Source organism: Streptomyces sp. 130 (genome assembly GCF_007096885.1).
Taxonomy (GTDB): Bacteria; Actinomycetota; Actinomycetes; order Streptomycetales; family Streptomycetaceae; genus Streptomyces.
Map to the genome: position 1 here is coordinate 21,271 of NZ_VJNO01000029.1, position 22,192 is coordinate 43,462.

At 72.4% G+C, this 22,192-nt stretch carries 21 protein-coding genes; 11 read left to right on the forward strand and 10 right to left on the reverse strand.

The window, feature by feature from the left end; translation table 11 throughout:
• Nucleotides 1–181: 181 nt before the first annotated feature.
• On the forward strand, nt 182–1,141 hold the full coding sequence (locus tag FKN01_RS22750) for a L,D-transpeptidase family protein (RefSeq protein ID WP_143623515.1): 960 nt from the start codon (nt 182–184) through the stop codon (nt 1,139–1,141).
• Between the two features lie 170 nt (nt 1,142–1,311).
• Here the strand turns inward: FKN01_RS22750 and FKN01_RS22755 are convergent, their stop codons facing one another.
• The 5 genes from FKN01_RS22755 to FKN01_RS22775 all read right to left on the reverse strand — a co-directional run bounded on the left by FKN01_RS22755 (nt 1,312) and on the right by FKN01_RS22775 (nt 6,882).
• Nucleotides 1,312–2,457 carry a hypothetical protein gene (locus FKN01_RS22755; RefSeq protein ID WP_143623517.1) on the reverse strand — a complete coding sequence of 382 codons (1,146 nt, stop codon included), beginning with the start codon at nt 2,455–2,457 and terminating at the stop codon, nt 1,312–1,314.
• The gene (locus FKN01_RS22760) at nt 2,457–3,281 is read right to left on the reverse strand and encodes an RNA polymerase sigma factor (protein WP_143623519.1); all 825 of its coding nucleotides are present in this window, start codon (nt 3,279–3,281) and stop codon (nt 2,457–2,459) included. The genes FKN01_RS22755 and FKN01_RS22760 overlap by 1 nt, the downstream gene beginning before the upstream one ends.
• A 277-nt stretch (nt 3,282–3,558) precedes the next feature.
• Nucleotides 3,559–4,134, reverse strand: a complete 576-nt coding sequence (locus FKN01_RS22765; RefSeq protein WP_143623520.1) for a hypothetical protein — start codon at nt 4,132–4,134, stop codon at nt 3,559–3,561.
• A 198-nt stretch (nt 4,135–4,332) separates the two neighbouring features.
• Nucleotides 4,333–5,157, reverse strand: coding sequence for a DUF4328 domain-containing protein (locus FKN01_RS22770; protein ID WP_260696986.1), 825 nt, complete (start codon nt 5,155–5,157; stop codon nt 4,333–4,335).
• A 129-nt stretch (nt 5,158–5,286) separates the two neighbouring features.
• Nucleotides 5,287–6,882, reverse strand: a complete 1,596-nt coding sequence (locus FKN01_RS22775; protein ID WP_143623522.1) for a glycoside hydrolase family 20 protein — start codon at nt 6,880–6,882, stop codon at nt 5,287–5,289.
• A gap of 326 nt (nt 6,883–7,208) precedes the next feature.
• Between FKN01_RS22775 and FKN01_RS22780 the strand changes: the two genes are divergently transcribed.
• The 6 genes from FKN01_RS22780 (at nt 7,209) to FKN01_RS22805 (ending at nt 12,228) form a co-directional block, all read left to right on the forward strand.
• The gene (locus FKN01_RS22780; RefSeq protein WP_260696987.1) at nt 7,209–7,712 is read left to right on the forward strand and encodes a 2-oxo-4-hydroxy-4-carboxy-5-ureidoimidazoline decarboxylase; all 504 of its coding nucleotides are present in this window, start codon (nt 7,209–7,211) and stop codon (nt 7,710–7,712) included.
• A gap of 243 nt (nt 7,713–7,955) precedes the next feature.
• On the forward strand, nt 7,956–8,336 hold the full coding sequence (gene sdhC / locus FKN01_RS22785) for a succinate dehydrogenase, cytochrome b556 subunit (protein WP_026242571.1): 381 nt from the start codon (nt 7,956–7,958) through the stop codon (nt 8,334–8,336).
• A gap of 5 nt (nt 8,337–8,341) precedes the next feature.
• Nucleotides 8,342–8,815 (forward strand): succinate dehydrogenase hydrophobic membrane anchor subunit, encoded by a 474-nt coding sequence (locus FKN01_RS22790; RefSeq protein WP_073964328.1) that lies wholly within the window; start codon nt 8,342–8,344, stop codon nt 8,813–8,815.
• Between the two features lie 30 nt (nt 8,816–8,845).
• Nucleotides 8,846–10,600, forward strand: a complete 1,755-nt coding sequence (gene sdhA, locus FKN01_RS22795) for a succinate dehydrogenase flavoprotein subunit (protein WP_143623524.1) — start codon at nt 8,846–8,848, stop codon at nt 10,598–10,600.
• Nucleotides 10,600–11,370 carry a succinate dehydrogenase iron-sulfur subunit gene (locus FKN01_RS22800; RefSeq protein ID WP_143623526.1) on the forward strand — a complete coding sequence of 257 codons (771 nt, stop codon included), beginning with the start codon at nt 10,600–10,602 and terminating at the stop codon, nt 11,368–11,370. Before sdhA ends, FKN01_RS22800 begins: the two co-directional genes overlap by 1 nt.
• An 87-nt stretch (nt 11,371–11,457) precedes the next feature.
• Complete coding sequence (locus tag FKN01_RS22805; protein WP_143623528.1) at nt 11,458–12,228, forward strand: hypothetical protein; 771 nt, start codon at nt 11,458–11,460, stop codon at nt 12,226–12,228.
• Between the two features lie 164 nt (nt 12,229–12,392).
• Here FKN01_RS22805 and FKN01_RS22810 read toward each other — a convergent pair whose 3' ends face one another.
• A complete protein-coding gene (locus FKN01_RS22810) occupies nt 12,393–12,902 on the reverse strand; it encodes a MarR family winged helix-turn-helix transcriptional regulator (protein ID WP_143623530.1) in 510 nt (169 codons plus the stop codon).
• A gap of 109 nt (nt 12,903–13,011) precedes the next feature.
• Here FKN01_RS22810 and FKN01_RS22815 point away from each other — a divergent pair, with 109 nt between their 5' ends.
• Nucleotides 13,012–14,259, forward strand: coding sequence for an MFS transporter (locus FKN01_RS22815; protein ID WP_143623531.1), 1,248 nt, complete (start codon nt 13,012–13,014; stop codon nt 14,257–14,259).
• Nucleotides 14,260–14,287: 28 nt separating this feature from the next.
• Nucleotides 14,288–15,013: a TetR/AcrR family transcriptional regulator gene (locus tag FKN01_RS22820; protein ID WP_143623533.1), complete on the forward strand. Its 726-nt coding sequence runs from the start codon at nt 14,288–14,290 to the stop codon at nt 15,011–15,013.
• A gap of 23 nt (nt 15,014–15,036) precedes the next feature.
• On the opposite strand, the gene FKN01_RS22825 is transcribed toward FKN01_RS22820, so the two are convergent.
• The 3 genes from FKN01_RS22825 to FKN01_RS33325 form a co-directional block, all read right to left on the reverse strand.
• A complete protein-coding gene (locus FKN01_RS22825) occupies nt 15,037–16,590 on the reverse strand; it encodes an ABC transporter substrate-binding protein (RefSeq protein WP_185992950.1) in 1,554 nt (517 codons plus the stop codon).
• Nucleotides 16,591–16,811: 221 nt separating this feature from the next.
• Complete coding sequence (locus FKN01_RS22830) at nt 16,812–18,092, reverse strand: metallophosphoesterase (RefSeq protein ID WP_143623537.1); 1,281 nt, start codon at nt 18,090–18,092, stop codon at nt 16,812–16,814.
• Between the two features lie 63 nt (nt 18,093–18,155).
• Complete coding sequence (locus FKN01_RS33325) at nt 18,156–18,401, reverse strand: SCO4848 family membrane protein (RefSeq protein ID WP_260696988.1); 246 nt, start codon at nt 18,399–18,401, stop codon at nt 18,156–18,158.
• A 121-nt stretch (nt 18,402–18,522) separates the two neighbouring features.
• On the opposite strand from FKN01_RS33325, the gene FKN01_RS22835 reads away from it, so the two are divergent.
• Nucleotides 18,523–19,797, forward strand: a complete 1,275-nt coding sequence (locus tag FKN01_RS22835; RefSeq protein WP_398932986.1) for a D-alanyl-D-alanine carboxypeptidase family protein — start codon at nt 18,523–18,525, stop codon at nt 19,795–19,797.
• Here the strand turns inward: FKN01_RS22835 and FKN01_RS22840 are convergent.
• Nucleotides 19,745–20,701 (reverse strand): YihY/virulence factor BrkB family protein, encoded by a 957-nt coding sequence (locus FKN01_RS22840; RefSeq protein WP_143623538.1) that lies wholly within the window; start codon nt 20,699–20,701, stop codon nt 19,745–19,747. The two genes, FKN01_RS22835 and FKN01_RS22840, sit on opposite strands and share 53 nt — an antisense overlap.
• 140 nt (nt 20,702–20,841) lie before the next feature.
• On the opposite strand from FKN01_RS22840, the gene FKN01_RS22845 reads away from it, so the two are divergent.
• Nucleotides 20,842–22,182 carry an FAD-binding oxidoreductase gene (locus tag FKN01_RS22845; protein ID WP_143623540.1) on the forward strand — a complete coding sequence of 447 codons (1,341 nt, stop codon included), beginning with the start codon at nt 20,842–20,844 and terminating at the stop codon, nt 22,180–22,182.
• Nucleotides 22,183–22,192: the final 10 nt, after the last annotated feature.

The window sequence follows — 22,192 nt, forward strand, 5'->3', positions numbered from 1 at the left end:
GTCGGCGACGGTCCGGAAGCGGGTATTCCGGGGGTATGGGCGCGGAAGGGTGCGTGATCCGTCACAGACGCGCGACGGTTGGAACGGTGCGGGATTCAGCAACCGGGTGGAGCGGGAACCCGTCTCATGAGATAGCGGGTTCAGGGCCGAGGACGCCGGGGCGAGGATGCAGGGGGCCGGAATGATACGCACGCGCAGGACCGGGCGCGGTTACGCGCTCCGAGGGGCCGCCGTCGTGGCCGTGGTGGCGATGGCCGGGGTGACCGCCGGGTGCAAGGAGCAGCCCGCGGCCGGTGCGCCGGCCGCGTCCTCGGCCCCGGCGGGCAGCGGCTCTGCCACCGACGACGCGAAGCCGGGCGGCGGCGCCACGAGCCCGTCCGCGAGCACTTCCGCGAGCGCTTCCGCGAGCGCGACGCCGGGGCCGGATCAGCCCGAGGAGCCGAAGGAGCCGGTCACGGCGTCACCCAAGCCGAGCGCGAGCAGCACCGCCCCGGCGGCCGACCCGCAGGGCAAGGTGCTCATGGCGAGCGGGGCCGAGGGCGGGCAGGTGCGCGAACTCCAGGCCCGGCTGCGGCAGATCGGGCATTTCAACCGCACCCCCACGGGCTACTACGGGACGGTCACCGTGGCCGCCGTGCAGTCGTTCCAGGGCAAGCGCGGCCTGGTGCGGACCGGGAAGACGGACACCGTCACCTGGCAGAAGCTGCTCGGCATGACGCACGAGCCGACCGCGGCCGAACTGAACCCGCCGACCACCCGGCCGGTCGCGAAGCCGGACAAGCGGTGCCTGACGGGGCGGGTGCTCTGCATCAGCAAGAACAGCCGCACGCTGTCCTGGATGATCGACGGCAAGGTCGTCTCGTCCATGGACGTGCGGTTCGGCTCGCAGTACACACCGACCCGCGAGGGCACGTTCTCCGTGTACTGGAAGTCGCGTCACCACGTGTCGTCGATCTACCACACGGCCATGCCGTACGCGATGTTCTTCAGCGGCGGCCAGGCGGTGCACTACTCCTCGGACTTCGCGGCCCGTGGCTACAACGGGGCCTCGCACGGATGTGTGAACGTCCGGGACGAGGGGAAGATCGCGGCCCTGTTCGCGGCCGTCCGCACCGGCGACAAGGTCGTCGTCTACAAGTGAGGCGGGGTGAGGGGCGCGGGCGGGACCGGGGGAACGTGTCCCGCCCGCGCCATGTGCGCCGAGCCGCAGGTACGGGGGGAACCCCGGCTCCGGGCGCTGCCGATGACCAGTCGGCTCATTCCGTACAGCGTCCGCAGGCCGAAAAACGTCACACCGGCCGGTAGCAAAGGTCAGCGGGCCGCCGCGGAGGCGGCCGGCCCGGGGGCCTCGGTGGCGGTGTCCGTCGGCTCCGGGTCCGGGGCGATGGCCGCCGTCGAGGGGCCGCCGGGCGATTCGGTGAACCGGACGGAGGGGAGCGGCGCGGAGGCGCCGCCGCCCTGCCCGGTGTCGCCCGCGCCGTGCTCGCCCTCCTCGGCGGCGAGCAGCCGGTCGCAGAACCGGTCCAGGTTGCGGGCGCCCTTGGCCAGGGCTTCGAGGCGGGTACGGCGGTCGGCGTCGAGCGTGCCGTCGCGGTAGTCGCGGCACGCCTGGAGGGTCTTGGCGTACCAGGAGCCGGAGGCGTTGTCGCCGGAGCGGTCGTCCCCCTGCGCGGGGTCCCCGTCGCCGCTGTCGCCGGAGGCGCCGTCGCCGGGGTCCGTCCCGCCGCCGGTCCGGCTGCCGCCCGCCCGGCCGGCGCCGGTCGCGTCGCCCCGGCCGTCCGGGTCGTCGTGGGACGCGCCGCCGCCGGGGCGCGCGGAGTCCTCGGCGCCGGAACCGGAACCGGAACCGGCGTCGGCCTCGGAGCCGGCGTCGGCGTCGGTCCGGCCGCCGGGGGCCGGGGCGTCCGGGGTGGGTGCGCCGGGCGGCGGGGACGCGGAGGTCCCCTCGCCGGGGACCACGTCGGTGCCCAGCTCCTCGGGGGACTCGGCGGCCGAGACCGAGGTCGCCGGTGCGGGGGTGTGCCGGCCGAAGGGGCCGGGCAGCATCCCGGACCCGGCGGCCACGGCCACCCCTCCTATGGCGCAGCAGGCCAGCGACGCGGCGAGCCCGAAGCGCAGGGGCCGGCTCCAGCGGAACGGGCGGTCACCGCGCTCGGGGCCGGCCGCCCTGCCGATCCGGACCGGGGCGAGCACCGCCGTATCGGCGTCGCCGCCGTGTGCCGCCGCGTCCCCGGCGGTACGGGGGCGGCGGGGGGCGGCGCGGAAGGCGGCGAGCGCGGCGGCCTCGCCGGGGAGTTCACGGGTGGCGGGGCGGGCGGTGCGGGCGGCGGCGTCGAGGGCGGTGGCCAGGCGTTCGGCGTCCTGGCGGGGACGGCCTTCGGCAGGGTCGACCGGTTCGCCGCGGAGCAGTTTCTCCGCCGCTTCCTTGTCAAGCCATGCGTCCTGCTCGTCGGCCATCACATGTCCTTCTGCGTCCACAGACGCGAATGCGTCACACCGGCGGGAGCCACCAGGCCGGTGCGCGGGGGGCGTTGTACGGGTACGGCGCCGAGCCCTCCGGACCGTCCCGGCGCGTCCCCCGCATTCTCCCGGAAGGACGCCGAGGGAGCCCCGGGGCCCTCCGGCTCGCCCCCGTACCGCCGTCCGCCGTCCGCGGCGCCGGGGACGGGGGCGGGGTCGGCGCCCGGCTGTCCGTCCCCGCCGCCCGGGCGCTGGGCCGCCGCGCCCGCCGCGTCCGCCCGGAGCAGTTCGGCGAGCCGTTTCAGCCCCCGGTGGGCGGCGGTGCGCACCGCGCCGGGCCGCTTGCCGAGCGTCTGCGCGGCGCTCTTCGCGTCGAGGCCGACCACCACGCGGAGCACCACCGCCTCGGCCTGGTCCTGCGGCAGCTGGGCGATGAGCGACATGGTGCGCCCGGTCGCCAGGGACTCCATCGCCTCGTCGGCCGTGTCGGAGCCGGCCGGCTTGTCGGAGAGCTCCGTCTCGTCGCCGCCTATCGCCGGGCGCCTGCCGCGCATCCGGAGGTGGTCCAGCGCCCGGTTGCGGGCTATGCGCGCGGCCCAGCCCCGGAAGCGGTCGGCGTCCCCGCTGAAACGGTCGAGGTCACGGGCTATCTGAAGCCACGACTCGGACGCCACGTCCTCGGCGTCCGGCTCCCCCACCAGTGTCTTTATGTAGCCAAGCAGCCGCGGCTGCACAGCGCGGTACACAGTACGGAAGGCGTCCTCGTCCCCGCGCTGCGCCGCGAGCACCGCGGCGGTAAGCCCCGCGTCGTCCCCCAGCACTACCCCAACCCTGCCCTGCTGTCCGAATCGCAGCTGGTCACCACTGCCGCGCCACCCTGCGCGACTCAGCACGCTACGTCCTTGGCACGCACCGCGTCCATGACTTGTACAACCCGCAACATTCCCTCGCCCCGCCCGGGGTGTGACAGAAAACGCACCCGCGGCGCAGAGATGAGTACGGGGTCGTCCTGCGGCCCCGCGGAAGACGACCGGGGCCTCTCCTGTGGGGGGTGGCGGCCCCGGTCGTCCTCGTTTCTCCCGCCGCCGCCCCCTTGCCTCAGGACCGCACCCGCCCGCGCCCCCGCCGGGCCGCCGCCGCCCGGAGCACCCGCTGGCCCTCCGTGGAGACGTCGCGGATCTGGCGCAGGCCCGCCGTGGCGGGCGCGGCCTCGTCCATGGCGGCCAGCATCTCCAGGATCGCGGTCTGGCGGGCCGCCTCGCCGGCCAGCAGCGGGCCCGCGCCCGTGGGGTCGCCCGCCCGGCAGCGGGCCACCGGGTCCGGTGCGGCGGAGGCGCTCGTGTCGTGGCCGAGGTGGACCTCCAGCGCCAGCACCGAGCAGGCGTGGGCCCAGGCGCGCAGCTCCTCGCCCGTCCGGCCGTCCGGGGCGCCGGCGAGCAGCTCCCGGACGCGGGCGGCCGGTGCGCCGGGGTCACCGGCGGTGTCCAGGGCGGCGCGGGCCTCGGCGAGGCGGGCGGGCCAGAGACGGGGCTCGGCGCAGGCGGCCCAGAGCGGGCGCAGCGGGTCGGGGGCGGCGCCCGGGGCGGGCTGGGGCAGACAGCGTTCGAGGCAGGCGACCGCTCCGGCGGCGAGCCCGCGTTCGTCGGCGGCGGCGATCAGGTCGAGCAGGCTCATCGGCGTCTCCTGTCAGCCCTCCCGTACGCACCCCGGGCCGGGACGCAGGGGGGCGCGGCGCTTCCTGTTATCGCATTCAGCGCCGAATGGCCGAAAAGCGTCACTACCGATGGCCGATTACTGTCAGCCGCCCGCCCATGGCCGATTGCCGCCGCCTCCTCGTCGCGTGCGCGCCCGCCCCAGGGCGCCCGCAGGCCCTCAGTGCGCCCGGAGCGGACGCGGCGCCACGGGAGCCGGGCCGAGGTTCGCGCGCCAGGTCTGCATCGCCGTCAGTTTGCGGACGAACAGGATCGCCAGGACCGCCGCGCCGATGTCCAGCGCGTCGCAGACCGCGAGCATGTCGAGCCCGCGCAGGATCGCGTCCCCGGCCTCCGCGCGGGCGTAGTAGCGGCCGGCGAACCTGTTCAGGATCTGGTCCGCGACCAGCGCCGCCCACCACACGTTCAGCGGGCCACGCGGCGCCCCGCCCCGGCCGCCGGGGCCGTCGACGGGGGCGCTCGCGGTCCACACACCGCTCGCCACCTGGTACGGCAGCCACAGATTGCCGATGGGCACGAACCAGGCGCCGATCGCCCAGCCCGGCTGCATGGCGTGGGCGTACGGGTCGAACAGCTGGGCGTTGCGCCGGACCCGGCGCAGCCACACCAGGAAGACGACGGACGTCGCCAGGAAGGTGAGCATCTGAAGGGCGCCGGCGGTCCGGTACAGGTTGTCGGCGAGGGTCAGGTCGTCGTCGTCCACCGAGAAGAAGCCGCCGTCCAGCCCGTCCGCGAGCAGCATGCGGGAGTGGACACCGGCGGCGATCGCCAGCACGTCCGCCACCGCCACGGCGCCGAGCAGCACGCACACCGCCTTGGCCAGGCCCACCGGTGAGCGCAGCTCGTCCAGCCGGAAGGGGGACGGTGTCACGCCGGAGCTGCCGGCCCAGGCCCGGCCCCGGCCGGCCTCCGCCGCGCCGGCGCACATGGCGCACCGCACGTCGCCCGTACCGGCCGATCTCGTACCGCAGATGGAACAGACCATGAAGAACGGAACCCCCCAGGATTCGGACGTCGACGCGAGAGGCGCGCGTCCCTCCCCGGACGGCGCGGCCACCGGACCGTATGCCCCGAAAGCCGCGTTGTCCATGGTCAGATGCCTCGCACCGGCGTCTCAGCCCGCGTCGATCTCCTTCGCCAGCGACTGGAACGCGGGATAGCTCAGCTTCGGTTCGCCCGGGACCCAAAGCTTCTGGGCCGTCGCCCGCAGAGGCATCCGGATGCCGGCCGCGACCTGCGCGGCGGTCTGGGCGTTCGGGAAGTCGCCCCAGACGGCGAACCGGCCGCCGAGGATCTGGTCCGAGTAGCGGGCCGGGACCGGGGTGGTGCCGCGCAGCACGAGCGGGGTCCACTGCTCGTAGATCCGCTTGCCGGTCGGGTAGACGAAGGCGTTGGGCTGGCCGAGTACGTAGTACATGAACTCGTCGTTGAGGTTGAGGACCTTGCGGCCCTCGCGCAAATACTCCTCCGGCGACCGGGCCCCGTACTCCTTGCCCGTCCAGTACTCGACCTCGATGTCCTTGTCGGCACGCACCTCGCTGTCGCGGAACTGGCCGTCGTTCCACGCCTTCGGCCGCATGCCGCGCTTGCGGACCACCTTCGCCCGGTCGTTGAGCCAGCCGGTGGCGAGGTCGTCGATGCCGGCCCCGGAGCCGTACTTCGCGACTGCGGCGCGCTGCAGCTGCGGGTAGGAAGCGGCCGGGTCCTTCACCATCAGCGCCCGGTACTCGTCGCCGCCCAGGTGCCAGTACTCGCCGCCGAACAGCTCCGCGTACTCGCCGAGCAGCTCGTCGATCAGCTTGGCCGCGCCCGGCTTGGAGATGTCCAGCGATCCGGTCGAGGCGGTGCCGGAGACGTTGTGCAGCTGGAGGTCGGGGTGGGCGCGCAGCACCGCGCCGAGGTGGCCGGGCGAGTCGATCTCCGGGACGACCTGGATGTGCAGCCGGGCGGCCAGGTCGACGATGTGCCGCACCTGCTTCTTGGTCAGGTGGTCCGTGGAGACCACCTCGGGGTGCGTGTCGGACTCGATGCGGAACGCCTGGTCGTCGGAGAAGTGCAGGCCGAGCTGGTTGAGCTTGAGGTCGGCCATCTCCCGCATCCGGTCCTCGATCCAGGACGCGGTGTAGTGCTTGCGCGCGATGTCGAGGTTGAGGCCGCGCTGCGGCTTGTCCGGCCGGTCGCGCACCACGCCCTCGGGCATCGAGCCGTCGGCGCGCACGGACTGCTTGAGGGTGCGGGTGCCGTAGAAGACGCCCGCCTCGCCGGGCCCGCTGATCCTCACCCGCCCGTCGGCGGTGCGCAGGGTGTACGACTCCGGCCCGCCGGACGCCTTCGGGGTGAGGGCGAGCTCGACGTCACCGGCGCGGGCCGCCGCCTCGCCCCGGTAGTGGATCTTCAACTCGCCGGCCAGCAGCTTTCCCTCGTCGGCCAGCTTGCCGCTGCCCTTGGCGATGACGACGCCGCTGTCCTCGCCGGGCTTCCAGCCGGGCCCGCGGGCGGCGGTGTGCTCCCGTACGGCGGGGATGGTGCGGGGGGCCTTGGAGAGCGGGTAGCTCCGGGTCGGCGACGGGGTGGGGGAAGGGGACGACGCCGCGCGGGACGTCTCGGGGCCGTTGCCGTGCTCGGTTCCGGAGCCGTCGCAGCCGGCCAGGGCGACGCTCGCCGCGGTCGCCGCCGTCACGGCCAGGAGGGCGCCGCGTGAGGGTGCCATCGGTCAGAAACCTCCGGTTCGGGAGAAAGGGACAAAAGAGAGAACAAAAGGAAAGCGGAACGGTCGGAGAGCAGCGCAGATGTAGGGAGGTAACCGGGCATTCTCCTCACATTTCCGCTCGTCAGACATCGCGGAACTCTCCCGTCCGGGTGAAATTCGCGCATCCTTCGCCCACCCTTATCCCCTCGTCGCTAGCGTTGAGCCCCCTTCGCATCCGAGTCCCCCTTCGTCTCTTCTTTCGGGAGCTCCCGCTGTCCAGGTCCAGCGAGTCCCACGCCGGCCTCCCCGAGCAGCCGCCCCGGCCCGCCCGGCGCACCGCCGTACCCGTGCAGAGCCGCGGCGGCGCCCCCGCCCGGTCCGCCGCGCGCGCCTGGGACCTGCCCCGGTTCAACGGCGCACCCGCGCCCGAGGCGGAGGCGGCCCTCCTCGACTGCTTCGGCAGTACGGTCTGGGCGCGGCGCCTGGCCTGCCACCGCCCCTACCCGGACGCGGAGGCGCTGTTCGCCGCGGCCGACGAGGCGGCCTACGACCTCTCCCCCGCCGATCACGCCGAGGCGCTGGCGGCCGAGGTGTCCGCGGGGCTGCGGCCGGACGCACCGCGCTCCGCCCATCTCGCCCTGTCCGTCGCCCACGCCGAATACGAACGCAAGTTCGGCCATGTCTTCGTGATCTGCCTGGACGGCTATCCGCCCGCCGAACACCCCGACCAGGTGCTGGCCGGCATCCGGGCCCGGCTGGCCCACGAGAAGGACCGGGAGCGGGCGGTCACGGCGGACGAGATGCGGCGACTCGCCCGGGGCCGGCTGGCCGCGTTGATATCGAGTCGATAACGGGTTGGCTGCGGGCCGCGCGGCCGAACACCCCCGGTCCGGAGGGGCGAAGCAGGGCCGCGGAGGGCTGTCCATAGCCCGTCCGTGCCTGTTTCGTTGCCACATTGATCACACCGGAGGGCCCCGCGCGATCGAACCGACAATCCGTCGCTACGATGGCCGGGGCCGGTGGACCGTACCCGGCCGGGTCAGACCGACAGTCAAGCCGGCCGACCCCAATCCCCGCTCCCGGAGGGTTCTTCCGTGCCGGCTGGAACGCTGTACCGCGGCCGGGAAGGCATGTGGTCCTGGGTGGCTCATCGAGTCACCGGTGTCCTCATTTTCTTCTTCCTGTTCGTGCATGTCCTGGACACCGCCCTCGTCCGCGTCTCCCCCGAGGCGTACGACGACGTCGTGTCCACGTACAAGACGCCGATCGTCGCGCTCCTGGAATACGGCCTGGTGGCCGCGATTCTCTTCCACGCGCTGAACGGTCTGCGCATCGTCGCCGTGGACTTCTGGGCCAAGGGCCCGCGCGTTCAGAAGCAGATGCTCTGGGCCGTGCTGGGTATCTGGATCGTGCTGATGCTGGGTGCCCTGTACCCGGTGCTCGGCCACGCCGTACGCGAACTCTTCGGGAGCTGAGGCCCATGTCCACCGAGACTTCCGCGATCGGCGCCGTCGAAGGCGTCTCGCTGTACGACGTCGACAATCCGGCCCCCGTCATCGAGCCGCCGCGCAAGCGGACCGGCAAGACCCCCAAGGGCTCGCGCACCAACTTCGAGATGTACGCCTGGCTCTTCATGCGCCTGTCGGGCATCGTGCTGGTCGTCCTGGTCATCGGCCACCTGCTGATCCAGCTGGTGCTGGACGGCGGTGTCTCCAAGATCGGCTTCGCCTTCGTGGCGGGCCGCTGGGCCTCGCCGTTCTGGCAGGTCTGGGACCTGGCGATGCTGTGGCTCGCCATGCTGCACGGCGCCAATGGTCTGCGTACGGTCATCAACGACTACGCCGAACGGGACAACACCCGCTTCTGGCTGAAGATGCTGCTGTACACCGCCACGGTGTTCACCGTCCTGCTGGGCACGCTGGTGATCTTCACCTTCGACCCGAACATCCGCTAGGCGCCGGGCCCGAAGGACCAGAGGTAAACCATGCAGATCCACACGTACGACACCGTCATCGTCGGCGCCGGCGGCGCAGGCATGCGCGCGGCCATCGAGGCGACCAAGCGCAGCCGCACCGCCGTGCTGACCAAGCTCTACCCCACCCGCTCCCACACGGGCGCCGCGCAGGGCGGCATGGCCGCCGCGCTGGCCAACGTGGAGGAGGACAACTGGGAGTGGCACACCTTCGACACGATCAAGGGCGGTGACTACCTGGTCGACCAGGACGCCGCCGAGATCCTGGCGAAGGAGGCCATCGACGCCGTTCTCGACCTGGAGAAGATGGGCCTGCCCTTCGGCCGTACTCCCGAGGGCAGGATCGACCAGCGCCGGTTCGGCGGTCACTCCCGCAACCACGGCGAGGCCCCGGTCCGCCGCGCCTGCTACTCGGGCGACCGCACCGGTCACATGATCCTCCAGACGCTCTACCAGAACTGCGTCAAGGAGGGCGTGGAGTTCTTCAACGAGTTCTACGTCCTGGACCAGCTGGTCGTCGAGGAGGACGGCGTCAAGAAGTCCGCCGGCGTCGTCGCCTACGAGCTGGCCACCGGCGAGATCCACGTCTTCCAGGCGAAGTCGGTCATCTACGCCTCGGGCGGCACCGGCAAGTTCTTCAAGGTGACGTCGAACGCGCACACCCTGACCGGTGACGGCCAGGCCGCCTGCTACCGCCGGGGTCTGCCGCTGGAGGACATGGAGTTCTTCCAGTTCCACCCGACCGGCATCTGGCGGATGGGCATCCTGCTGACGGAGGGCGCCCGCGGTGAGGGCGGCATCCTCCGCAACAAGGACGGCGAGCGCTTCATGGAGAAGTACGCGCCGGTCATGAAGGACCTCGCCTCGCGCGACGTCGTCTCGCGCTCCATCTACACGGAGATCCGCGAGGGCCGCGGCTGCGGTCCCGAGGGCGACCACGTCTACCTCGACCTGACGCACCTGCCGCCGGAGCAGCTGGACGCCAAGCTCCCGGACATCACCGAGTTCGCGCGTACGTACCTCGGCATCGAGCCGTACACGGACCCGATCCCGATCCAGCCGACCGCGCACTACGCCATGGGCGGCATCCCGACCAACGTCGAGGGCGAGGTGCTGGCCGACAACACCACCGTCGTTCCGGGCCTGTACGCCGCCGGCGAGGTCGCCTGCGTGTCGGTGCACGGCGCCAACCGCCTCGGCACCAACTCGCTGCTCGACATCAACGTCTTCGGACGCCGCGCGGGCATCGCCGCCGCCGAGTACGCCGCGAAGAACGACCTCGTCGCGCTTCCGGAGAACCCGGCCCAGCAGGTGATCGACCAGGTCGAGCGGCTGCGCAACTCCACGGGCACCGAGCGGGTCGCGACGATCCGCCAGGAGCTCCAGGAGTGCATGGACGCCAACGTGATGGTCTTCCGCACCGAGCAGACCATCAAGACCGCAGTCGACAAGATCGCGGAGCTGCGCAAGCGCTACCTGGACGTGTCCATCCAGGACAAGGGCAAGCGGTTCAACACGGACCTGCTGGAGGCCATCGAGCTGGGCAACCTGCTCGACCTCGCCGAGGTCATGGCGACGTCGGCGCTGGCGCGCAAGGAGTCCCGCGGCGGTCACTACCGCGAGGACTACCCCAACCGCGACGACGTCAACTTCATGCGCCACACCATGGCGTACCGCGAGGTCGCCGAGGACGGCACCGAGTCGATCCGGCTGGACTACAAGCCGGTCGTCCAGACCCGCTACCAGCCGATGGAGCGTAAGTACTGATGGCTACACCCACCCTGGACAAGGCCGACAAGGCTCCCGAGCCCGGCTTCGCCGACTCGCCGTACATCACGGCCACGTTCCGCATCCGGCGGTTCAACCCGGAGGTCTCCGACGAGGCCCAGTGGCAGGACTTCCAGATCGAGATCGACCCGAAGGAGCGGGTGCTCGACGCCCTTCACAAGATCAAGTGGAACCAGGACGGGACGCTCACGTTCCGCCGGTCCTGCGCGCACGGCATCTGCGGTTCGGACGCCATGCGGATCAACGGCAAGAACAGGCTCGCCTGCAAGACGCTGATCAAGGACCTGAGCCCGGAGAAGCCGATCACGATCGAGGCCATCAAGGGCCTCACGGTCCTCAAGGACCTCGTGGTCGACATGGACCCGTTCTTCCAGGCGTACCGCGACGTCATGCCCTTCCTCATCACCAAGGGGAACGAGCCGACCCGCGAGCGCCTGCAGTCCCCCGAGGACCGCGAGCGCTTCGACGACACCACCAAGTGCATCCTGTGCGCCGCGTGCACGTCCTCGTGCCCGGTGTTCTGGAACGACGGCCAGTACTTCGGCCCGGCGGCGATCGTCAACGCGCACCGCTTCATCTTCGACTCGCGCGACGAGGGCGGCGAGCAGCGCCTGGAGATCCTCAACGACCGTGACGGTGTGTGGCGTTGCCGCACCACCTTCAACTGCACGGACGCCTGCCCGCGTGGCATCGAGGTCACCAAGGCGATCCAGGAGGTCAAGCGCGCGCTGATCACGCGTCGCTTCTGATCCCCCGAGCACCCGAAGAGGCCCGGTCCCCGCAGGGGGTCCGGGCCTCTTGCCGTGTCCGGGGGCCCCTTCGGTACGGTCGTTCGGATGACCACTCTCCGGCACTCCGTCACCGTCCTCGCCGTGGAGCGCGCCCTCCTCGCCGAACTCGCCCCGCTCGTCCTGGACCTGGCCGAGTCGACCCGGGCCGACGGCGCGACCGTCCGCACGCCGGACGGGCGGCCCGTCGAGGACCTGCGGCTGGTGCGGGGCCGGCACCTGCGGACCGGGGCGCTGTACGAGATCGGGCGGGCGGACGACGACGAGCGGATGGCGGTACGCGTACGGGAGTGGCGGCGCTCCACCGCGATCGAGGTGGAGCAGCTGCTGACCGCCCCGGACCTGAGCGCCCGGGTGACCCTGCGGCTGGCCGCGCCCGACCGGCCCCGGCTCATCGACGCGCGGGGGCGGATGCGGGGGCCGGACGGCTCGGGTGTGCTGCGGCGCGGGTCGGGGAGGGCGCGGGCCGATCTGGCCGCGTGGTGGGACGCGGCGGCGCTGCCTCCCGGTGCGCCGCCCGCCGCGCGCGCCCCGGTGACCGTGCGGCTGAAGCACCCGCTGGGTGAGGCGCGGCTGCGGCTGCGGCCCCGGCGCGCGCAGGACGGGCGCTGGCTGGTGGAGGCGGCGGCCACGGTGCGCGGGCGGTGGCTGCTGCGCCCGGTCGCCGCCGTGGTCCTGCTGCTGGCCGGGGGGCCGTTGCGGCGGGGCTTCCGGGACGCGGTGGAGCGGGCGGCGGCGGGGTGGGACGGGGCGGTGGCCCGGCTGCTGGAGCTCGGTCCGGACGGGGTCCGGGAGAAGCTGGCGGCCGGGCGGGGGTAGGGCCGCCCGTCCGGCGGATCTTCGCGGCGTCCGGTGTGCCCCTGAGTTCTCGGCTCCGCTCGAACAGGGGAGACCCCCACTTCTCGGCGCGTTGCCCGGATCGTCCTCGTACCGGACGTACTCGGGTGGTGCGGGTGTGCGGCGGGAGTGCGTGCCGGGCCGGGTCAGTCCCAGGCCGCCCCGTTCCGGTCCTCCGCGGCCACCATGATGCGCCGCAGCATGTCGTTGAGCAGCGCCCGCTCGTCCGCGTCCAGGACGCCCAGGAGCCGTTCCTCCTCGTGCCCGAGGATGGCCATCGCGCCGAGCCAGGTCGACCGGCCCTCGTCCGTCAGCACCACGTCGACGCGGCGCCGGTCCGTGGTGGACGGGGTGCGGCGGACGAAGCCGCGTCGTTCCACCGCGTCCAGCCGGCCGGTGACGGACGCGGGGGCGAGGTCGAGGTCGGCGGCCAGTTCGGACGGGGCCGCGGTGCCGCCGCGCCCGGCGAGCTTGTGCAGGGTGTCGAACTCCTGCCGGTCCAGGTCGAAGTCGACGAGGGACTGCTCGCGCACCCGGCGCAGGTGGACGGAGAGCTTCTTCATCCGGGTCACCGCGCCCTCGACATCCGGGTCGAGCTCGGGAAGCACGGGTCTCCACCGCTCCACGTGCCCGTCGGTCCAGTCGCGTAGCTCCATGGCGTTCAGCCTACGCGGGCGGTTCCAGGGGGTGACGGCTTACGACGGCTTCTTTCGGCACCGAAATTCTCGTTGACGAGTACTTCGCTTCCGAAATAGATTGCCGCCCATGGCCCACCCGTTAAGGACACGCTCGTTCCGGCTCCTCTTCATCGGCCGCTCCCTGTCGATGCTGGGCGACTCCGCGATCCCCGCCGCGCTCACCCTCGCCGTCTATCTGGCCACCGGCTCGACCGGCGCCCTCGCCCTGGTGCTGGGGTGCGCGATGGTGCCCAAGCTGCTGCTGCTCCCGTTGGGCGGTGTCGTCGGCGACCGATTCAACGCCCGCACGGTGGCCCTGACCACCGACCTCGTGCGGTGCGCGACCCAGCTCTTCGTCGGCGCCGAACTGCTCTCCGGCACCCCGGCCCTCTGGCAGATCGCCCTCGCCGAGGCGGTCAGCGGCGCCGCCGGCGCCTTCGCGATGCCGACCTCGTCCCCGCTGATCCGGGGCACCGTGGACGAGTCGGGGCTGCTGCGCGCCAACGCGCTGATGGCGGTGGCCTCCGCGACCGCGCGGACAGCCGGGCCGGCCGTCGCCGGGGCCCTGATCCTCACCGCCGGACCGGGCTGGGCCTTCGTGCTGGACGGCGCGAGCTTCGCGGTGAGCGCCGCCCTGCTGTACGTGATCCGGGTCCGCCACGTCCCGATCCCCCGGAGCTCGCTGCTGGGCGACCTCAAGGGCGGCTGGACCGAGGTCCGCGGCCGGGACTGGTACTGGACGAGCCTGATCGCGCACGCCGTCTGGAACGGGGCGGCGGCCGTGCTGGCCACGCTCGGCCCGGCCCTCTTCCTGCACGGCCCCGGCGGCAAGGGGAGCTGGGTCGTCCTGCTCCAGACCGGCGCGGTGGGCCTGCTGATCGGCTCACTGGTGGCCGGCCGCGTCCGCCCCCGCCGGGCCGTCCTGGCCGCCAATCTCGCCGGCGCGCTGTACGTGCTGCCGCTCTGCCTGCTGGCCGCGCACGCCCCGGTGGCCGTCTCGCTCACCGCGTACGGGATCGCCATGGCCGGTCTCGGCTTCCTCAACCCGGTCTGGGAGACCGCCGTCCAGTCCGCGGTGCCGCCGCAGTCCCTGGCCAGGGTGACCTCGTACGACTGGCTGCTCTCGCTGGCCGCGACGCCCCTCGGCTACGTCCTCGCCCCGATCGCCGCCTCCGCCTGGAACACGGAGGTCCCGCTCGCCGCGGCCGGGGTGCTGGCCGGCGTCGCATGCGCGGGCACCGCCGCCGTGCCGGGGGTACGGCGCTTCGGAGCACCCTGCGCCGGAGCGGCGCGGGAGACGGGGGCGCCGACCGGGGCGACGCCCGCGGCGGGGTAGCGGGCGCGGCCCGGATACGCTCGGGGCCGTGGTGAGGGAAGAGAAGGACGAGAAGGCCGTGAGGGCGCCCCGGAGCGAGCAGACCCGTGCGCTCATCCTCGAAACCGCGCTCCGGCTCTTCCAGGAACGCGGCTACGACCGGACGACCATGCGGGCCATCGCCCAGGAGGCGGGCGTCTCCGTGGGGAACGCCTACTACTACTTCTCGTCCAAGGAGCACCTGGTCCAGGGCTTCTACGACCGGCTCGCCGCCGAGCACACGGAGGCGGTGCGGCCGGTCCTGGAGGGCCGGACGGAGCTCTCGGCACGGCTGCGCGGGGTGCTGCTGGCCTGGCTGGACGTGGCGGAGCCGTACCGCCCCTTCGCCACGCAGTTCTTCAAGAACGCCGCCGATCCGGAGAGCCCGCTCAGCCCGTTCTCCCCGGAGTCGGTCACCGCGCGCGAGGCGGTCATCGCCATCCACGAGCGCTGCCTGACCGGCTCCACCACCCGGACGGACCCCGAACTGAAGCCGCTGCTCCCGCGGTTGTTGTGGCTCGCGCACATGGGCCTGGTGCTGTTCTGGGTGTACGACCGGACGGACGGCGCCGCCCGCAGCCGCCGGCTCGTCAGCCGCACCGTCCCGATCGCCGCCCGCGCCCTGGCCCTGTCCCGCTTCCGGGTGCTGCGCCCGCTGGTGCGCCAGGTGGCCGAGGTGCTGGAGGAGTTCCTGCCGGAAACGACGGCGCGGGCGGCCGGACCGGTGAAGTCCTAGCCGCCCGCGCGCAGTCGCCGGGATCAGATCCAGCCGAGCTCCCACAGGCGCCACACGCCCGTGCCGTCGGTGAGGTACTGCGAGCCGGAGACGTCCGCCTTGGCGACGACGTAGTCCTTCTTCTGCCACAGCGGAACCAGCGGCACGTCCTCGCCGACCAGCTTCTGGAGCTCCTTGAAGTCCCCGGAGGCCCGGCTGCGGTCGCTGTACTGAAGCGTGGCGCTGATCAGTTCGTCCATCTTGGTGCTGGTGTAGCCGTTGTGGAGGCTGCTGTCGCGGCCGACGAGCGGCTGGCTGAAGGTGTCGGGGTCCGGGTAGTCCGGAAGCCAGCCGACGGTGTACATGTCGTACTCACCTTCCGCGTAGCCCTTCTGGAACCGGGTCCACTCGACGGGCTTGATCGTCACCTTGAAGAGCCCGGTGGCGTTCAGCTGCCGCTGGATCTCCTTGGTCTCGTCGGTGTACTGGTCCCCCTCGCGGTAGGCGAAGGTGATGGCCAGCGGCGTCTGGATGCCGGCCTCGTCCATGAGCGACTTCGCGCGCTTGGCGTCCGGCGAGGGGTAGGCGTCGAAGAACGGGGTGCTGTGCCCGATGGTGCCCTGCGGGATCAGCGAGTAGAGCGGTTCCACGGTGCCCTTGTAGATCTTGCTCACCAGCGGACCGCGGTCGATGACCGCCGCGATGGCCTGGCGGACCCTGCGGTCGGCGAGCGGGGCGTCCTTGCGGACGTTGAAGACGAGGTTGCGGATCTCGGCGCTGTCGGCCTCGGTGACGCGCTTGTCGGTGTCGCCCGGGTTCAGCGCGGCGAGCGTGGCCGGCGGGAGCTGACGGTGCGTCACATCGACCTGGCCGGACTTCCAGGCCGAGAGCAGGTCGTCGGACTCCTTGTAGTACCGCACGGTGACCGGGCCGCCGGTCTTGCTGATCGCGCCCTTGTAGCGCGAGTTCGGCACGAGTTCGGCCTTCACACCGGGCTCGTAGGACTTCAGGACGTACGGCCCCGAGCCCGTCACCTGGCCGTCGTTGCGCAGCTTGTGCTCCGCGTAGGCGTCCTTCTCCACGATCGAGCCGGCGCCCGTGGCGATCTTCTGCGGGAAGGTCGCGTCACGCGAGGAGAGGTTGAAGGTGATGGTCCGGCCCTCGGTGACCACGTTCTTCAGGCTGGGGAAGAGGACCGAGGGACCGACGTCCGTCTTGATCTCCAGCATCCGGTCGAACGAGTACTTGACGTCCTCGGCGGTGATCTTGTCGCCGTTGGAGAACGTCAGGTCGTCACGGAGCTTGCACTGGTACGTCTGCAGCTTGCCGCCGATGAAGCCGCAGCTCTCGGCCGCGTCCGGCTCGGGGACGATCCCGCCGGACTTGAACGTCATCAGGGACTGGTAGACGTTGCTGTACATCGCCCAGGAACCGGCGTCGTAGGCGCCCGCCGGGTCGAGCGAGGTCACCGCGTCGGTCGTCCCGACGACGACCGGATCGGAGTTCTCCTCGTCCGAGGGAAGCAGTTGCCAGGCGACCACGCCTGCGATGACCAAAACCGCGAGAATCGCGAGAATCCGTAGCCGGACCGACCGCATTGACGTGCTCTCCCTTTAACTGCCCCACCTCGGTGTCGCGCACAGACACGCAGATCACCGCACGTTCGCGCTCAGCAAATCACACGATTTTCACATCTGGAAGGGGCGATCAGAGGCTCATAGCCAATTGTTTGTCAGTCGAAACCTTTGACGCTTACGCCGAATACAGAGGGTTCCCGCCCGGTCACCCGTTCCGCCATTTCGCGTGCGTACGCGGGTCATTACGCCTGCCGGGAGGCGAGCTCGACGACGGTGATGTCGGAAGGCGCGCCGACCCGCACCGGCGGACCCCAGGCACCGGCTCCGCGGGTGACGTAGAGCTGGGTGTCGCCGTGGCGTTCGAGCCCGGCGACCGTCGGATTGGACAGCTCCGCCACGTAGTTGCCCGGCCACAGCTGACCGCCGTGGGTGTGCCCGGACAGCTGCAGGTCCACGCCGTGTTCGACGGCCTCGTCGATCACCACGGGCTGGTGGGCCATGAGGACCACCGCGCGGGCGGGGTCGCGGTCCCCCAGCGCGCGGGCGAAATCCGGGCCCTGCCCTTCGCTCTCGCCGGCGATGTCATTGACCCCGGCCAGATCAAAACCGCCCAACTCCACCCGGGCGTTCTCCAGCGGGTGCAGCCCCAATTCCCTGACGTGTTCCACCCATTGGGCGGCGCCGGAGTAGTACTCGTGATTGCCGGTGACAAAGAACGCCCCGTGCCGGGCGCGGAGGCCGGCGAGCGGTTCGGCGGCCGGACCGAGATCGGCGACCGATCCGTCCACCAGATCACCGACGACCGCGATGAGATCGGGCTGCGTCCGGTTGACCGCGTCCACGATGCGTTGCGTGTGGGAGCGGCCCAGGATCGGGCCCAGGTGGATGTCGCTGACGACGGCGACGCGAAACCCGTGCGCGGACCTCGGCAGCCGGGCGAGCGGCACGGTGACCCGCTTCACCCGGGGCCCGCGCAGCACCCCGTACGTCCCGTAGCCCACGGTCCCGAGCCCCGCGACGGCGGCGGCGCCCCCGACCGCCCGCGCCACGAACAGCCGCCGCGACGGGGCGGCGAGGGCGGGCGCGGCGGGCTCCGGCGCGGGAGCGGCCTCCGGCACCGACGCCGGAACGGGGGCGGGGACGGGCGCGGGCTCCCGTACGGGCGCGGGCTCCGGCGCGGGCGCCGTCCCGGCCGCCGTCCGGCGCGCGAGCCACCGGCGCAGCAGGGGCCGCACGGCCTCGCCGACGAGCAGGGCGAGCGTCAGATAGAGCAGCGCGGCGAGCCAGAGGTAGCCGGGCCAGGCCAGCACCCGCTGGACCGGGAAGGGCGCGCCCGCGGGCCCGGCGACCAGGGCGCCCACGCTGAGCAGCGGCAGCACGTACGCGGCGATCGTGCCGGCCCTGCGCCACGGGCTGCCCTGGGCCGTCGTGTCACCGACGAGCCGGCGCCACACATAGCGGTGCACGGCCACGAGCAGTGCAAGCACCACGATCGCCGCCAGCGCGGCCCCCACGACCCGCATACCTGCCCCCGCCCCGTTCGTCCCGGTACCGCCGGATTCAGCCCCTGGCCGGGACCGATGATTTCAAGCCTTTTCGGTGCGCAGGGCCCTGACGCCCCGGAACCCGATCCAGCCCACCGCCGTCCCCAGGAGAAAGGACGTGATGGCGAGCAGCAGATGCACCCAGAAGTACGCGGTCGGGTCACCGGCGTCGTCGAAGGCGAGGCCGCTGCCGTCCTTCCACAAGTTTTTGACGAAGGTGACCCAGATGACCCACGACCACGCCCCGAAGGCGAGCAGGAACCAGGAGACCGGGCGGCTGAGCTTCATGGATTCAGTATCACCGCCGCGCTCCGGCGGGCTCGGGCGGGGTGGCCCGTCCCGGCGGTCCGCCCGGCGGGTCACGTCGCCAGTACATATATTCACATCAACTGCATGTACGTTTTCGACCGTGCCAGCTCTCAAGAAGGCCGCGTTGGCGGTCACCTCTGCCGCCCTGCTGTCCGCTTTCGTCGTCACGCCCGCCTCGGCGGCCGACGGGGACGACGACGCCCCCAAGCCTCCGGCGACCATGTCGCAGGTCGGTGGCGCGCAGCTGGGGCGGGCCGGCACCCAGGTCAATCTCGGGCCCGGCGCCCCGGTGCTGCCCAAGGAGCTGACGGGCCGGTCGTGGATGGTCTCGGACGCGGAGACCGGCGAGGTGCTCGCCGCGCACAACGCGCACTGGCGGCTGCCCCCGGCGTCCACGCTGAAGATGCTCTTCGCGGACACCCTCCTCGACGACCCGGCGCTCCTGCCGAAGACGCGGGAGTACACGGTGAAGGACGAGGACCTCGCGGGCATGGGCGAGGGCAGCAGCCTCGTCGGCATCAAGGAGGACCACAGCTACACGGTGCACGACCTGTGGCTCGGGGTCTTCCTGCGCTCGGGGAACGACGCGGTGCACGTACTGTCCTCGATGTACGGCGGGGTGCCGAAGACCGTCCAGGCCATGCAGGACCGTGCGGTGGAGCTCCAGGCGCTGGACACGCATGTGGTGTCGCCGGACGGCTACGACGCGCCCGAGCAGGTCTCCAGCGCGTACGACCTCTCGCTCTTCGCCCGCGACGGGCTGCAGAACGCGGACTTCCGGGAGTACTGCTCGACCGCCACCGCGCAGTTCCCCGGCGAGAAGAAGAAGGGCGAGAAGCGCGAGACCTTCGGCATCCAGAACACCAACCGGCTGCTCACCGGGGCCGACGGCGTCACCGCGTACAAGGGCATCGCGGGCGTCAAGAACGGCTACACCACGCACGCCGGCAACACGTTCACCGGTGTCGCCGAGCGCAACGGCAAGGTCCTCCTGGTCACCGTCATGCACCCCTCGTCCGAGGAGACGCACTCGGTCTACAAGGAGGCGGCCCGGCTCCTGGACTGGGGGTTCGCCGCCACCGGCAAGGTCACCCCGGTCGGTGAGCTGGTCCCGCCGAAGTCCGCGGTCACCGGCGACGGCACGGACACCGCCGGGGCGGGCAAGGGCGCCGAGGCGGACACCGCGGTCGCGGACAAGGGCGGCCACGGGCCGGACAAGGCCGCGCGGGCGGCGGCGGCCACCGACGGCTCCAGCGGGGCCGGGATCGCGCTGGCCATCGCCGGCGGGGTGCTGGTCCTGCTGGCGGGCGGGGTGTTCCTGGTCAACCGGCGCTGGCCGCTGCCGGACCTGATGCGTCGCCGCCCTCGCCCGTGACGCGCCGGGCGGCGGGCGTGGCGCCCTCCTCCGCCTCCGCCGCCGGCTCGTCCTCCTTGCTCGGCGTCGCCGTCCAGGCGGCGCAGAACAGCAGCAGCTTCGCGGTGAAGTTGATCCACAGCAGCAGGGCGATCGGCACCCCGAAGGCGCCGTACATGCTCTTGGACGCGACGCCCTTCATATAGCTGCCGAGCAGCAGCTTGAGCAGTTCGAACCCGACCGCGCCGAGCAGCGCGGCCACCATCAGCCGGCGGCGCGGCGGTTCGACGCCGGGCAGCAGCGTCAGCAGATAGAGCAGCAGCAGGAAGTCGGCGGCGACGGCCACCAGCAGGGCGGCGATCCGCAGCAGCACCCCGCCCGCCCCGTTCTCGGGGATGTGCAGCAGATCGGCGACCCAGCCGACGGCCACGGAGCCGACCGAGGAGATGGCGAGCGTCACCAGCGCGGCGCCGCCGAACCCGAACAGCACCCCCGCGTCCTTGAGCTTGCGCAGGACCGGATTGCCCTCGTCCAGGTCGTCCCGCTCCCAGACCGCGCGCAGGCAGTCCCGCATCGAGCCGATCCAGCCGACGCCGGTGAAGAGCAGCAGCACACCGGCCACCAGACCGACCGTCCCCGCGTGGGCGACCAGACTGTCGATGCCGAGCTGGTCGGAGATGCCGGGCACCTGCTCGGCGAGCTTGTCCTCGATCGTCTTCAGCTGCTTGTCGGTCAGCAGCGCGGCACCCACCGCCGCCCCGACCGCGATCAGCGGGAAGAGCGCGAGGAAGCTGATGAACGTGATGGCCGCGGCCAGCCGGGCCCAGTGGACCCGCACCAGCGTCTCGTAACTGCGCCAGGCGTGCGTCTCCATCAGCCGCGAGACGAGCGGCCCGATGACGGGGAGTTTCTTCAGCCAGTCCATGGATCACGACTACCCCTGAAGGCCGGGAAAACCGAAGCCCGTCGGCGGGTGGAGGAGATGACGAGCCCTCAATCACCCATTTCGGTGAGCGTTGTAACAAATCCCTCAAAGGTGTTATCTCGGGCGATACGGTCACCCTCATGTCTGTCGACACCGTGTCCCTGACCGGCTGGGGCCGCACCGCCCCGACGACCGCGCTGCGTTTCCGCCCCCGGAGTTACGAGGAGGCCGCGGCGACCGTGCTGGGCTGCGGGCCGCGCGGTTCGATCGCGCGGGGCCTGGGCCGGACGCACGGCGACGCGGCGCAGAACGCCGGTGGTTCGGTCCTCGACATGACGGCGCTGGACCGGGTCCGGACCATCGACGCGGCGGCCGGCCTGGTGGTCTGCGACGCGGGCACGACCCTGCACCGGCTGCGCGAGGTGATGCTGCCGCTCGGCTGGTTCCCGCCGGTCGTCCCCGGCGGGCGCTACGTCACGGTGGGCGGCGCGATCGGCTCGGACGCGCACGGCGACAACCACCGCGCGGCCGGCTCCTTCTCCCGGCACGTCACGGAGTTCACGCTGCTCACCGCCGGCGGCGAGGTCTGTACGGTGCGCCCGGGCACCCCGCTCTTCGACGCGACCGCCGGCGGCCTCGGCCTGACCGGGGTCATCCTCTCGGCCACGCTCCGGTTCCGGCCCGTCACCACCGCCCTGATGTCGGTCGACACCGAGCGGGCGGCCGGCCTGGACGACCTGCTGGCCCGGATGGCGCGCGGCCACCGCCCCTACGAGTACGCCCGGATCGACCTCACCGCCCGGGGCCGGGCCACCGGCCGCGGCGTCCTGGTCCGCGCGGACCACGTCCCGGTGCGGGCGCTCCCGGCGCACGCCCGGCGCACCGCCCTCTCCGCCGGTCCGGCGCGCCGTCCCGCCGCGCCGCCGCTCCTCCCCCGCCTCTTCGGCCGGCTGTCCGCCACCGCGCTCAACGAGATCGGCTACCGCTGCGCGCCCCGGTCCCGCGCCGGCGAACTCCAGCCGCTGGGCGCCTTCTTCCGCACCCTGGACGCCCGGCCGCACAGCAACCGCGTCTCCCCCACCGGCGGGCGCATCCACTACGCGTTCCTGGTCGGGCACGGACAGGAGGAGACGCTGCGGCGGATCGTCGGGCGCATCGCCCGCAGCCGCTGCCCGTCCTTCCGCGCGGTGCTCAGGCGGTGCGGCGAGGGCGGTCCCGGCTGGCTGTCCTTCCCGGCGCCCGGCTGGCACCTCTCCCTCGATCTGCCGGCCGGGCTGCCGGGGCTCGCCCGCTTCCTCGACTCGCTGGACGAGGAGGTGGCGGCGGCGGGCGGCCGGGTCTCCCTGACGGAGGACGCCCGGCTGCGCCCCGACGCGCTCGCCGCGATGTACCCGCGGCTGCCCGACTTCCGGGCGCTGCGGGCCGAACTGGACCCGAACGGGGCGTTCCGCTCGGACCTGTCCCGCCGGCTGTCGCTGTAGACCCCTCTCC

Coding starts and splice junctions, on each gene's coding strand:
- FKN01_RS33325 (WP_260696988.1), bottom strand. CDS start 18,401: ATGAAGCTCAGCCGCCCGGTCTCCTGGTTCCTGCTCGCCTTCGGGGCG.
- FKN01_RS22765 (WP_143623520.1), bottom strand. CDS start 4,134: ATGAGCCTGCTCGACCTGATCGCCGCCGCCGACGAACGCGGGCTCGCC.
- FKN01_RS22840 (WP_143623538.1), bottom strand. CDS start 20,701: ATGGACTGGCTGAAGAAACTCCCCGTCATCGGGCCGCTCGTCTCGCGG.
- FKN01_RS22845 (WP_143623540.1), top strand. CDS start 20,842: ATGTCTGTCGACACCGTGTCCCTGACCGGCTGGGGCCGCACCGCCCCG.
- FKN01_RS22800 (WP_143623526.1), top strand. CDS start 10,600: ATGGCTACACCCACCCTGGACAAGGCCGACAAGGCTCCCGAGCCCGGC.
- FKN01_RS22810 (WP_143623530.1), bottom strand. CDS start 12,902: ATGGAGCTACGCGACTGGACCGACGGGCACGTGGAGCGGTGGAGACCC.
- FKN01_RS22825 (WP_185992950.1), bottom strand. CDS start 16,590: ATGCGGTCGGTCCGGCTACGGATTCTCGCGATTCTCGCGGTTTTGGTC.
- FKN01_RS22815 (WP_143623531.1), top strand. CDS start 13,012: ATGGCCCACCCGTTAAGGACACGCTCGTTCCGGCTCCTCTTCATCGGC.
- sdhA (WP_143623524.1), top strand. CDS start 8,846: ATGCAGATCCACACGTACGACACCGTCATCGTCGGCGCCGGCGGCGCA.
- FKN01_RS22805 (WP_143623528.1), top strand. CDS start 11,458: ATGACCACTCTCCGGCACTCCGTCACCGTCCTCGCCGTGGAGCGCGCC.
- FKN01_RS22750 (WP_143623515.1), top strand. CDS start 182: ATGATACGCACGCGCAGGACCGGGCGCGGTTACGCGCTCCGAGGGGCC.
- FKN01_RS22775 (WP_143623522.1), bottom strand. CDS start 6,882: ATGGCACCCTCACGCGGCGCCCTCCTGGCCGTGACGGCGGCGACCGCG.
- FKN01_RS22770 (WP_260696986.1), bottom strand. CDS start 5,157: ATGGTCTGTTCCATCTGCGGTACGAGATCGGCCGGTACGGGCGACGTG.
- FKN01_RS22830 (WP_143623537.1), bottom strand. CDS start 18,092: ATGCGGGTCGTGGGGGCCGCGCTGGCGGCGATCGTGGTGCTTGCACTG.
- FKN01_RS22790 (WP_073964328.1), top strand. CDS start 8,342: ATGTCCACCGAGACTTCCGCGATCGGCGCCGTCGAAGGCGTCTCGCTG.
- FKN01_RS22755 (WP_143623517.1), bottom strand. CDS start 2,457: ATGGCCGACGAGCAGGACGCATGGCTTGACAAGGAAGCGGCGGAGAAA.